The sequence below is a fragment of the Gemmatimonadota bacterium genome, from assembly GCA_009838845.1.
In the GTDB taxonomy this organism is placed as follows: Bacteria; Latescibacterota; UBA2968; order UBA2968; family UBA2968; genus VXRD01.
This window is the reverse complement of sequence record VXRD01000084.1, coordinates 27,683-40,438: the sequence shown is the minus strand read 5'-3', so window position 1 is coordinate 40,438 and position 12,756 is coordinate 27,683. Positions and strand designations below refer to the sequence as shown.

The following is a 12,756-nucleotide window of genomic DNA, read 5'->3' as shown; positions in this document are numbered from 1 at the left end:
TCAATGGTCATGTTATTGTGAAAAACATTTAAGACCGTGATTTTCGACAATTCATACCCCACTGTCATTTTTCCGACAGCAGGTGGGCCAAATATAATTACGAAATTCATGGAATTATTCACTGTAGAAGTTCTGAGAGGGGCACGCGGCGGTTTTCTTCTATTGATCGTTCGGCTACGAGGCCGATCAGCGCGGCGTTGATGGCTGTGCGGGCGTCGGTTTGCCAGTTGCCATTGTGGATGTCTTTGAGGAATTGGGTTTGGATTGTGACGTCCGATGGTTCGGCTGCGGGCAGGTCGTGTTCGCTTGATTTTGTCGAGAGGTGCCAGCCATCGCCTCTGTTGATGAGTGTCCCGTCTGTCATGACAATACGGCGATATTCTTCGGCATCGGAAATTTCGATGCCACCAGCCCAGTTCCATTGCCCAATACCGCCGTTTTCAAAACCGACTGTGACAGAATTTGCAAAGCTATCGTAGGTGCTGTCATCGCGCAGATTTTCGTAGTGGGCTGCGGCTTCAACCCAGGTGGCGGGACCAAAACAATCGACGAGTGGATAGATGTTATAGACAAAAAAGAGGGCTGGTGGACCCGATATGGAGATATTAAAGAGGATTTCAGGACGTTGACCTCGGCCCGGGGTGAGGCGGGTGAATAGTGCGGTTATGAGATTTCCCGTTTGGGCTGTTTGTCGTTTGAGTGCCCGGTGAGATGGCGAGAGTACTTCGTTGTGGCCCACGCGGAGGACGCGAGATGAGTGGTCGATTCTGGAAAGCAATTGTTGCGCTTCATCGATATTGCGCGCCGCGGGATATTCGGTAAAAACGTGTTTGTTTGCATCGAGCGCGGCAAGGGCGATTTCACTGTGGGTGTCGTTGTAGGTGCATATTGCGATGGCGTCGATGTCGTCGCGTTTGAGTATTTCCCGATAGGTCGGTAAGTAATCTATACCGTGCTTGTTGGCGAGTGCTGGCCCGGTTTCTATGTTTCGCGCAGCAATGGCAATGAGTTCAAAGCCATCTGTTCGGGAAAAGTGCTGGGCATGGCGACTCGCCATACCGCCTGAGCCGATTATGCCAATGCGGATGTCGTTCATTTTTCCTCCAAACTTAGATCTTGACGCCAATAACGCCGACCATTGATGGCGATGAAATAGTGGCTTGTGGATCGCGGGCATTTGTTTGCCATTCTTCCCAATGCGCCGCGCAATCTTCTTCGCGCAATGCGCCGCGTGCCACGAGTTCAGGCAAATACATGCGCAAGAAATCTTCTATCCAGCACCAGATGCGGTTGCCTGGGCGGGCAATGCCGCCGATAGGAATGACTTCCACGACCTCCAGGCCACAACGTTCCATGAGTTGGGGCAGCTTATCGCCGATTTCGAGTCCATCGCCGAAGCTCCTGTGTACTGCCTGCAGCACGCGCCGCAAGTGGGGGTATTGAATCTGGGCGACAAATGCCCCATAAGTGCAGTAATCCATAACGAGCAGGTGTCCACCTCTTTTAAGCGTGCGGGCTACCTGCTCAATCACCTTTTGTGGCTCTTCTATGAAGCAGAGTAGCCAACGAGCGAACACAGCGTCTATAGAAGCGACCGGCAGGTCAAGGGTGCGGACATCCGCTACGACGACCTCAATTTGCGTCATACTGGCTGATGCAGCGCGGTGTCGGAGAAAATCCGCGAATTTCTTTGATCCATCCACGGCCAGAACGCGCCCACCTGCGCCCACGCGCTCGCCCAGTTCTAAACTCGTAAAGCCCGGGCCACAACCGAGGTCGAGAATCGTTTGCCCAGCGCGAAAGGTGGCGCGATCCCACAAGTCTGTGGTTTCGGCCTGCCATGTATTGTGTTGCGCTTGCAGGCGGTGCAGTTCCTCGTCATTTGTTCCCAACAGATAGTCGCGTTTGGCAGCGGTGCTCAAGACATGTTTTCCTCTTTTATTATGACTCGCCATACCGCCCGAGCCGATGATGCCATCGTTCATTTTTTCTCCAATAAAAAAGAGTCCGCGAGGTGCTTGCGGACTCTTTTTGCGCTGTGATGTTGATGAGGACGTAAAGGGGGTTTCAACTGGACAGGAGTCGCATTGATGGCGTGGATGCGGTGCGGATAGTGCATGATAGCAATTTTTTGAGCGAAATGCTTCCGTTATCCTCCATCGACTGTTTTGCCAAAATTCCGCGCGAATATCACAAAATCACCGTAATTGACAGTGCCATCTCCGTCAAGGTCATATTTTGGATCGGTCGTCCCCCACGCATTACTAAACAGTATGAAGTCAAGGGTGTCAATGACGCCATCGCCATTAAAGTCGGATTTTTCTACCTCAGTTGGTTCTTTCATCAGATGTATTTCGGCGGTTTCCTCGACTGAGGCGTAGGAGATACGAGATATTTGGTCACTGAATGGGTCGCTGATCGTGAATTCAGCTTGTATGATTTTTATTTGAGATCCAGAGAAAGTATCCGTGGTCATGAAGAGGGTATTCCCCAAAAATCCCGAACTTTGATTTAAGATATAGGCAGTGACTGTCACCTGCCCAACCTTTTCCTGACTTTTTGAATAGGAAGAGGCTATCGTAATGCCATCGGCCTTAAACCTCTTGAAGATGAGTTGGGATGGGTCGTATTCGATCAGGGTGCGAATCCTGTCTCCCTTTTGAGTATCGTGACAGTAAATCTGGATGGAAAAATCTTGTCCTGGGGCGATATTAAGAGTGTCAGCAGCCTGATTTCCCGGTCTATCATTGAGGTCAAGGGAGAATAGATCTGTCCTTGGAATACCCCCGATATTTAGAGTATCTCGGATGACAGTGCGATCAGGAACTTGAGGTTCGGTCGGTATTGATGGTGGTGGCGGTGGTGGCGGTGGTGGCGGTGGTGGATCTGCTGGTGGATCTGCTGGTGGATCTGCTGGTGGATCCGCTGGTTCATCATTGTCATTGACAGTGATGCGGGCATAGTGTGGTGTGCCGATTGTATAGCCCGTTCCTTGTTGGAGTTGTGCTGTCACGTAGCTATGTGGCTCATATGCTTGATCATCAATGGTATTCACTGTCAGTGTAGCGGTCGTATTATCGGCATTTATAGTGACTTGCGAGGGCGATGAGCTGATGACATTGCCAGTTTCACTGACACTCACCCCCACTCTCAATGCAGTGGTTGGTAGAAGGTTCGCTCTGATCGTGAATCTCGCAGATACCCCTTCGGTGATGGATTCAGAATCCGCCGTAATTGTCACCTGTGGGTCGGGTTCTTTCTTCAACAGTTCTTTAACCTTGGCTTCCGCAGTAGAAAGGGCGTTTGAAATTATACCTGGGGATACCCATTTCACAGTCCCATCGGTGCCAACAACAACGAGACGATCATACGTGGACGGAGCAGAACCACTCGCGTTAAGGTGATGCCCCCATTCGCGCGAAAACCCTCAACCTGAGCACGACTACCATTCCAGCTATCAAGACCCAGCATGGCAACATTGGGGTTATCGTTATAATTTTGCCATAATGTTTCGAGGGCCGAACCCGCGGCCCTGCAGGTCGGTCAGTTCCAACCGATGACCGCAAGCACGAGCACTTTGCCGCGATAGTCAGAAGCACTATATGTATTGCCGTCGAGGCCCCGTAGAGAAAAATTAACCGTTTGTGCAGAGGCGGACCCAATGAGCAAAAGCAGAATCATCGGGGTGGACAATAGATATTTGTGCATGATATTTATTCTTGTTTATATATTGGATCCCTCCCTGCATCGGGGAGAGGAGACCTGATCTCCACATTTTCCATAAACTGCTAGAGGAAGCGGGTCACGGCCTGATTAAGAAAATCAGGGTCATTCAAAAGTGCAAATTGCTCTGGCGCAGTAATTTTAATCTCTTTGGGGTGGGTCATCGTAGCCTCCAGGGTTAGGGTTTATATTACTTCTCACCCCTATCTTAAGATTTTTCTCGGAGCTACGGTGATTTTTTTACTTTTTACAGAAATATATGGACGCTATCGTTAGTTGGGCGATATGTCGTCTGAGAAGAGGCCGCCGGTGAACTTGAGCATGACTTTGAAGGATGCCAGGCCCACGGGACGCCCATCGGGATCTACAATGGGTATGTGGCGGAAGCCGTGCAGAGACATCAGGTGCAGGAGGTGACCGATGGGATCAGATGTTTTCAATGCGGTGGGGTCTTTGGTCATCAGGCTATCGACCGTTATTTTTGTCAGATCTATATCGCGCCCGGCAACTTTTTCAAAGAGATCGCCCTGTGCGAATATGCCGCGCAACAAGCCCTGTTTGTCAACGACCAGCAAACATCCCAGATTTTTGCTGCGCATGGTCTCGACGGCATCGGCTACCGAGGTCTCGGCGGATACGCATTCGGGTGCTGGCAGGTCGAGCGATGAGATGGGGTCGTAGAGCAGTTGCTGAAGCGCGGTGCGCGGTGCCATGGGGTCTTCTTGTTCGATATCGGGAATGATATTCGATGTGGGCAATTCTTCGTGGACTTCTTGCACGGTTTCGGCGTCGGGACCTTCGGGAACAATCCAGGTGTCTGTCGCGTGATACAGTGCATTGAGGTCGCCTGCACCGCGTTCTTCAACCGCCTGGCGGCCCTGTGCGATGATTTGCTCTTCGTAAATTGGACGTTCTACACAGCGAAATACGCCGAATGGTACGGGATATTCCGGATGTGTGAGGCGGCTGAGCAAATACGCATGGGCTGGATTGTCCAGGGTTTCGTCGTGTGTGAGCAAGTCGCTTTCCGATACGCCATTGCCCAGGGTTACGACTTCGGGTGCGAGTCCATTGACGCGGATGCCCTTGTCGCGGTCTTTGCCAAAAATGATGGGTTGGCCGTGTTCCAGAATGACGGTCTGATCGTCTTTGACATCTGCCTCAGTTGCAAAAAACCAGGCACCGTCGTTGTAGATGTTGCAGTTCTGGTAAATTTCGACAAAGGATGTGCCGCGGTGTTCGGTGGCGCGTTTGAGAATCTCGGCCATGTGCTTGGTGTTGCGGTCAACACTGCGGGCGACAAAGGTGGCTTCGGCTGCCAGGGCAACGGAGATGGCATTGAAGTCCTGTTCCACAGAGCCCATGGGCGACGAATAGGTGCGCGTGCCCGGCGGCGATGTAGGTGAGTATTGTCCTTTGGTGAGGCCGTAGATCGCATTGTTGAAGAGTATGATGTTGAGATCGACGTTGCGACGCAGCACATGCAACAGGTGATTGCCACCTATGGATAGGCTGTCGCCATCGCCGGTGATTACCCACACATGCAGGTCGGGATTGGCCACTTTGAGGCCAGTCGCCACGGTTGCCGCACGACCGTGAATGGTGTGCAGACCGTACGTGTTCATGTAATAGGGGAAGCGGCTGGAGCAACCGATGCCCGATATAAAGACCATATCTTCCCGCGCAATGCCCATTTCGGGCAACACGCGCTGCATCTGTGCGAGGATGGCGTAATCACCACAACCGGGGCACCAGCGCACTTCCTGGTCGGATACGAAGTCTTTTCGCGTCAGTGTTTCAATAGCGTCTGCCATGTTTGGATTCCTCTATAACGATGCGCTCTTTGGAGCACCCAGTATTTCGGCAATTTTGCCGGAGATTTCTGTAATTTTGAAGGGCAATCCCTGAACTTTATTGAAGGGGACGATGACCTGTGTGGGATATCTGGCCTGGAGCAGCAAAGACAACTGTCCCATGTTGAGTTCGGGTACGAGTATGGTTTTGTAACTCGATAGTATGGCACCCAGATTTTTGGGAAATGGGTTGAGGTAGCGCAGATGCGCCGCGGCAACCGAATAGCCCTGCTGTCGCATTCGGCGCACTCCCGACCGGATCGCACCATAAGTACATCCCCAGCCCAGGACGAGCAGATCGCCCGATTTGGGCCCCATGACATGCTGGAGGGGAATGCGGTCGGCGATGCGCGCCAGGCGTTCGGCGCGTATGTTCGCCATGTGCTGGTTGTCATCCGGGTCGTAGGATACATTGCCCGTGCCGTCTTCTTTGCCCAGTCCACCCAGTCTGTGTTCAAGGCCCGGCGTGCCCGGCAATACCCAGGGGCGAGATAGCGTTTTTGGATCTCGTAGATAGGGCAAGAAGCCCCCGGGATCGGTTCTGTGCTCGGTCTGTATGGTCGGAATATCATCCGGATCGGGAATTTTCCACGGTTCAGCGCTGGTGTTGAGGTATCCATCGGAGAGGAAAATGACCGGGCTCATGGTTTCAACGGCGATGCGAAACGCTTCGATGATCATGTCAAAGCAGTCTGAGGGCGTGGCCGGTGAGACAATGGGGATGGGACTGTCGCCATTGCGACCAAACATGCATTGGAGCAGGTCTGATTGCTCTGTTTTGGTGGGCATACCCGTGCTGGGGCCGCCGCGCTGAAAGTCGCAGATAACGAGGGGCAATTCCATCATCAGGGCGAGGTTCATGGCTTCGCTTTTCAGTGCGATGCCAGGGCCACTGGTGCCCGTGGCGGCAAACGCGCCTCCAAAAGCAGCGCCAATGACTGAGCCCAATGCGGAAATTTCATCTTCTGCCTGAAAGGTTCGCACGTCAAAATTTTTCAATGCGGCCAATTCTTCGAGCACCGCGCTGGCCGGCGTGATGGGATAGCTGCCGTAAAAGAGGGTTTTGCCCGCTTTGTGTGCCGCGGTGACCATGCCTATTGCCGTGGCTTGTGTACCCGTGACGGCGCGATAAGTGCCCGGTGCGACGACGGCTTTTTTGACCTGGTACTGAACCTGAAATTCTTCGACTGTTTCACCAAAGTTGTAGCCGGCTTTCAGGGTGCTCACATTGCCGTCAATGATTTCGTCTTTGCCCTGAAATTTCTTTTCGAGCATGCGAATGGTCGGCTCGATCGGGCGGTCAAATATCCAGTAGGACAGGCCCAGTGCGAAGAAGTTTTTCATCATGTCAATCTGGCGATTGCTCAGGCCCTCAACGTGTGCGACGGCTTCTTTGTGCAACGTGGTGAGGGGTACTTTAACCACGCGGTAATTGGAGAGGTCATTGCCTTCGAGGGGGTCGCCATCGTATCCGGCTTTGCGCAGGTTGTTGCGCGTGAAGTTGTCTGTGTTGGCAATGATGATGCCGCCGTCTGGAAGGTCGTTGACATTGGCTTTGAGTGCTGCCGGGTTCATGGCAACGAGGACCTGGGGTTCATCGCCGGGGGTGTATATGTCTTCGCTGGATATGTGAATTTGAAACCCGCTAACGCCGGGCAATGTGCCGGCAGGTGCGCGGATTTCAGCGGGAAAGTCCGGCAGGGTACTGATGTCATTGCCGACGATTGCCGAGGTGTTGGCAAATTCTTTGCCGATGAGCTGACTGCCATCGCCGGAATCACCTGCAAAGCGGATGGCAATTGATTCGATTTCGGACAGTTCGAAAAGCGCCGATTCGGCCGTTTCTTCGATGTCTATTTCGGCCATAAATCCTCCTGAAGTATTTTAGGCACCAGCCCGAGCGCTGGCAAAGTGGTCGGGGGTTGGCGGTAGGTTGTAGATTTCTTCTGGAAAGTGATCGCTCATGTATTTGATGATGGCATAGTGTGTCAGTGTGCCCAATACGCGCCCTTCTGTATCTACAACGGGCATGTAGCGGTGGGGCTTGTCGCTCATAAATCGGATGGCTTCGATTAATGTGGTATCCGATTGCAGGGTGAGTGGATCGGGGGTCATGATCGTTTCTATAGGCTCGTTGATTACTTCGGATTGGTCGATCACGCGGCGGGCAATATCGTGTGCTGTAAAGATGCCGATTAGTTTGCCCTGGTCCATGACCAGCGCGCATTTGCGCTGACTATTCTGCATTTTGGTGATGACCTGATCAACGGAATTGTCTTTTTGTACTTCGACGTAAAAAGAGAGATCAACGTGTTTTACTGTGTCGTTGTGGAGGCTGTGATTCAGATTCATTGGGTAGGCTCTTTGGGGAGTTTTATAGGGATTTGGGGATATAATTTTAGAGCAATTTAATATACGGTATTTACATGTGTGTGGCAAGTATTGTTATAGTAATATAGCATGGGAAGCAAGTCCAGTACATCTGCCCAAAAAGATCGGTTCGGAAATTGTTTGATCTGCGGTTTTTTGCTTCTATATTGCCTGACACTATTTTTTTAAATTTGTTTTTGTCGTGGAGAAGATATGCTGCGATCCGGGGCGGGACATTCAAATGATGCCGATGGCATGTACGCTGTTGAGGCCGCTTTGTCCGAAGCGATGAAGGGGCTGGGCGATGTCGCGGTTGATGCTGCGTTTCTTTTTTTGACCTATCACCACATGGGCGATGCCGCTGCCATGGTCGATGTGGTTATTGATCGGGTGGAGACAGAGGCTGTATTTGGATGCAGTGGCATGGGTGTTTTGACGGATGCCCGAGAGAATGATCGCGAGCCAGGAGTGGCTGTGCTGGTGTTGGGGGGAGATCATCTTGAGGTGACATCTCTTGTGGTTGAGGGTGACGATGCAGGGGTTCGTATTGGCGAGCAGATGATAGCCCAGGGAACAGAGGATGCGTTACTGGTGCTTATGTGTGGGATTTACTCCAATCCGGCGGCTTGTCTGGAACAGATTGCCGAGATAGCAGGCAATGTGCCCGTTGTGGGAGGTGTCGCATCGGGCAATCCGTGGCCGTGGGGTTCAACGTCGCCGCGGACATTGCAATGGTGTGGTCGGTGGATTGGTGAACACGGGGTGGTGGGGGCTTTGCTGACCGGGGTAAAGGTGGCTACGGGGGTGGCACAAGGTTGCCAGCCGTTTGGGCAGGCTTATGCGATTACCAGAGCCGAGGGCAATGTGATTCAGCAGATTGCATTTGTTCCAGCTATTGATGCGCTGAAGGAGGCGCTCAATACGCTTTCGGCAGAGGAAAGGGCCGATTTGCGCAACAATGTTTTTGTGGGTCTGGCGATGGATGAATACGCAATTGAACGGGGACGAGGCGATTTTTTGATTCGCGGTCTGACGCATATCGACGAGCATTCGGGCGCGATTGCGGTTAATGAACAGGTGTCTGTGGGGCAGACCATTCAATTTAATCGGCGCACGCCCCACGCGGGGCACGAAGATATGGTGAAGGTGATGCAGGAGTTGCGTCAGTCTGTCGGGCGCCCGTCCAATACATGTGGTTTGTATTTTAACTGTATGGGACGCGGATTTGGGCTTTACGGACAGCCCGATCACGATGTTCTGGTGATTCGAAAACACCTGGGCGCTTTTCCAATGGCTGGCTTTTTTGGCAATTCAGAACTGGCACCTGTGGGTGGACGCAATTTTGTGCATAGCTATACGGGCGCGCTGGCACTGATTTGGGAGGCGTAAAGGGGCGCTTGCGCCCATCAAAAAGGACAGACCCATCGGTCTGTCCTATCCATATCAGAGGTATTTAACACAACCCATTTAATAATGGGTTTTTCTTTTTTCTCCTTATTGGAGCAGGAGGCATCCCGGAAGTTGATGTAAATGGCATGATTGCGAAACTTTTGGATGTATTACTTTGTCGGATGAATAGATAGGTCAGAAAACCGAGCCTTGGACTAAGGAGAAATGTCTTGAAAACCCATTCCTCTTTTCTGCCACGCATCTCGGTCACGCGTCCGGTGATGGTCACGGTGACGCTTGTGGCGCTGCTGGTGGTGGGTCTGGTGTCTTATGTTCGACTTCAGTCGCAGGCCTTCCCCAGTGGCTGGGAGAACCGATGGCTCTGGGTCGGGGTGGACTTTCCGGGCCTGGCGCCCCAGGAGATTGACCGGCAAATTCGAAGGCCCGTTGAGGAGCACATCCGCACAGTGAAGGGGGTCAGAGGCTTTGAAAGTTTCGCAAGTTCTCAGTGGGGCCTGTGGATGGGGGTCTGGCTGCGGGAAGATGCAAATATACAATTGGCGTATAATCAACTGGTGGATCGCCTGGATCGTGCCAAGATCGATTTGCCCGAGGAGGTGCGGGATCACACTTTTGTGTGGAAGTGGAATCCAGATACCGACATGGAGGTGATGTGGGTGGGGGTGGCACTGCCCGATGGGATAGAAGATCCGTATTATTTTTCCGATCTCCACATCAAAAGGCCCCTGGAGCGACTGGAAGGGGTAGCTCAGGTGCAGTTGTGGGGGGTGAATCGCAACGAGGTACTGGTGGAGATCGATGTGGAAAAGATGGTGACGCGAGGGGTGCAGCCCTTCCAACTGGTGATGGGGCTGCGATCAGACAATTTCTCGCTCACGGGAGGGTATGTCCAGGAAGGTGGCAAGAAATTTTTCGTCCGCTCCATGGCGAAATACCACAGCCTGTCGGAGATAGAAAATATCCTGATCCCGACCCAGGACAGTGAGGTTCGCTTAAAAGATGTGGCCCGAGTGGCTTACGATGTGCCCGATCGGCAGTGGTATCAGCGCATCGACGGCAAGCCCGCCATCAATCTTGGCGTGTTTCGGGAACCCGGCGAAAATTTGGTGGATGTGTGCAACCGGGTCCAGGCCGCTTTAGACCAGATCGAGAGCAGAACGGATATCGAATTTGACGCTTTTTTTAACCAGGGCAAGGTGGTCGGAGAGTCGATCCGCAATCTGCGGAACACCGGCCTCTGGGGCGGATTTTTCGCCGCCCTGGTGCTGCTATTATTCCTTCGGTCTATGCGCATGACCGCGTTGATCACGCTGGCTATTCCGCTTTGTTTGATGATCACGACGACAGCGTTGTATTTTGTGGGATGGACGCTCAATCTCTTCACGATGATGGGGCTGATGGTGGGGGTGGGGATGGTGGTCGATAATGCGATTGTGATTGTTGAAAATATCTACCGGAGGCGGGCAAAGGGTGACGCGCCCTACGAAGCGTCTATTGGTGGGGCCAGTGAGGTGGGGCTGGCTATTACAATGGCCACCTTAACCACCGTGGTCGTGTTTTTGCCCCTGATCTTAATGGGTGGAAGCAGGAACCTCACCTTCCAACTCGCCCGCATCGGAATGCCCGTGGTGGTGGCGCTTGTCGGGTCTTTGTTTGTCGCCTTGTTGTTTATCCCACTTGCGGCCAAGCGATTTGGCGGGCGCGATATTAAGGCAGACCTGAGGGTGATTCGCTGGATGCGAGACACTTATCACCGCATGTTATCCTGGACCGTGACACACCGGCGAGATACGACCTTGATTGTGGTGGGGATGATGGCCACCATGCTTTATCCGCTGGAAAAGGTGAAGACGGCCAACGCGGGCGGATTTAACCTCAACGAGGTCTATGTTCGGGCCTATCCGCCGCCTTTTTTCACCTTTGAGGATATCAGCAAGCTGGGGGCCGAATACGAGGCTTATTTTGAAGCCAGACGGGAACTCTATGGGGTTCGAACGATCCGGCTGAGTTACTGGAAAACGGGTCTGCGTATCCAGGCTTTTCTCCATCATCAGGACGCCGAGGAATGGTGGTACACGATTTATCGAGATGCGAGGGCGAAAATTGGTTTTCCTCTGGACCAGCGCATGAGCAAAAAGGAAGTGATCAAAGATATGAAGGAAAACTTCCCCAAGCATGTGGGCGTCCGAAGGTCTGTGAATACCAACAATTCACAGGCGGTGAACACCGATGCCAATATCAAGGTGTTTCTCTACGGTGAAGATCAGGAGGGGCTGATCCCCCTGGTGGAGGAGGCGGAACGTCGGCTACAGACCATCCCTGAGATTGTGAACATCGAAAACGATCTGGAGCGGGCCGAACCGGAGGTGCAGGTCGTGATCAATCGGGATCGGGCTAAAAAATACGGGATTAATGCGCAGGAAGTGGGGCAGAGTATCGGATTTCAACTTCGGGGGACCTTTCTGCCGCGTTACAAGTCGGACGACCGGGAAGTGGAAGTTCGGCTCCGGTTGCGAGAGGTGGACCGGCAGCAGGTGACGCAGTTGAAAAATTATATGTTTACTTCCAGGGACGGGCAGAGTATTCCCCTGTCCGCCTTTGCTTCATTCAAGGTGACCGAAGGGCCAGGGACCATTCGGCGGATTGACGGAAAGATGCGAATTAGGCTGAAGTGTTTTACCATGGAGGATGATCTAAAGACGCTCTTCACAGATATTGATCGGGTGATGGACGGCATGTCGCTTCCCTATGGGTATTCTTGGGATCGGGGTACGGAGGGACAGCGGTATCGAGAAGAAAATGACATGATGAATTTTGCAATCATTCTGGCCATCACCTTCGTATTTTTGCTCATGGGGGTGCTCTTCGAATCCATTATCCTGCCCTTTTCAGTGTTACTGGCTGTCCCGTTTTCTTTTCTGGGAGTCTATTGGACGCTCTACTTGTGGGATACAGCGATGAATCCGATGGCGCAGGTGGGACTTATTGTATTGATTGGGGTAGTGGTGAACAATGCCATTGTGCTGGTGGATATGATTAATCGACTTCGCGCGGAGGGGATGGCACGTGACGAGGCCATTCTGGAAGCCGGGTTTAATCGGTTCCGGCCGATTTTGATGACGACGTTTACCACGGTGTTTGGTTTGATGCCCATGGCACTGGGGAACAGTTCTATGCTGGGGACACCTTACGCGCCTCTGGGTCGCACCATGATGGGTGGGCTGCTCTGTTCTACGCTTCTCACTCTTTTTGTGGTACCGCTTTTCTACACCTTTCTGGACGATCTGCGGGGGATATTGCGACAGATCGCGGTGGTGGCTTTCCGCCGAGCCCGACCCACTGGAGGAATGGACGCGCAGGCGGCCGACTAAGGCGTTTTACGGTTGATACAAAAAAGACA

Annotated in this window: 9 protein-coding genes; 2 read left to right on the top strand and 7 right to left on the bottom strand. The window is 52.6% G+C overall.

Features of this window, described 5'->3' with window-relative positions; all coding sequences use genetic code 11:
* From F4Y39_10855 to F4Y39_10825, 7 genes are all read right to left on the bottom strand, one after another.
* Positions 1-110, bottom strand: a 110-nt coding sequence (locus F4Y39_10855; GenBank protein MYC14213.1) for a shikimate kinase, incomplete at its 3' end; no start/stop codon positions are given.
* A gap of 8 nt (positions 111-118) precedes the next feature.
* On the bottom strand, positions 119-1,177 hold the full coding sequence (locus tag F4Y39_10850) for a Gfo/Idh/MocA family oxidoreductase (protein ID MYC14212.1): 1,059 nt from the start codon (positions 1,175-1,177) through the stop codon (positions 119-121).
* Positions 1,110-1,985 carry a methyltransferase domain-containing protein gene (locus F4Y39_10845; GenBank protein MYC14211.1) on the bottom strand — a complete coding sequence of 292 codons (876 nt, stop codon included), beginning with the start codon at positions 1,983-1,985 and terminating at the stop codon, positions 1,110-1,112. Before F4Y39_10845 ends, F4Y39_10850 begins: the two co-directional genes overlap by 68 nt.
* Before the next feature lie 164 nt (positions 1,986-2,149).
* Entirely contained in the window at positions 2,150-3,334 is a 1,185-nt protein-coding gene (locus F4Y39_10840; protein MYC14210.1) for a hypothetical protein, read from the bottom strand.
* Between the two features lie 661 nt (positions 3,335-3,995).
* A complete protein-coding gene (locus F4Y39_10835) occupies positions 3,996-5,537 on the bottom strand; it encodes a CBS domain-containing protein (GenBank protein MYC14209.1) in 1,542 nt (513 codons plus the stop codon).
* 12 nt (positions 5,538-5,549) lie between these two features.
* Positions 5,550-7,442, bottom strand: a complete 1,893-nt coding sequence (locus tag F4Y39_10830; GenBank protein ID MYC14208.1) for a 2-oxoacid:acceptor oxidoreductase subunit alpha — start codon at positions 7,440-7,442, stop codon at positions 5,550-5,552.
* A gap of 18 nt (positions 7,443-7,460) precedes the next feature.
* Positions 7,461-7,928, bottom strand: a complete 468-nt coding sequence (locus F4Y39_10825) for a CBS domain-containing protein (GenBank protein MYC14207.1) — start codon at positions 7,926-7,928, stop codon at positions 7,461-7,463.
* Between the two features lie 231 nt (positions 7,929-8,159).
* Between F4Y39_10825 and F4Y39_10820 the strand changes: the two genes are divergently transcribed.
* A complete protein-coding gene (locus F4Y39_10820) occupies positions 8,160-9,335 on the top strand; it encodes a hypothetical protein (protein MYC14206.1) in 1,176 nt (391 codons plus the stop codon).
* 230 nt (positions 9,336-9,565) lie between these two features.
* Positions 9,566-12,727, top strand: a complete 3,162-nt coding sequence (locus F4Y39_10815) for an efflux RND transporter permease subunit (GenBank protein ID MYC14205.1) — start codon at positions 9,566-9,568, stop codon at positions 12,725-12,727.
* The last annotated feature ends 29 nt before the right edge of the window (positions 12,728-12,756 follow it).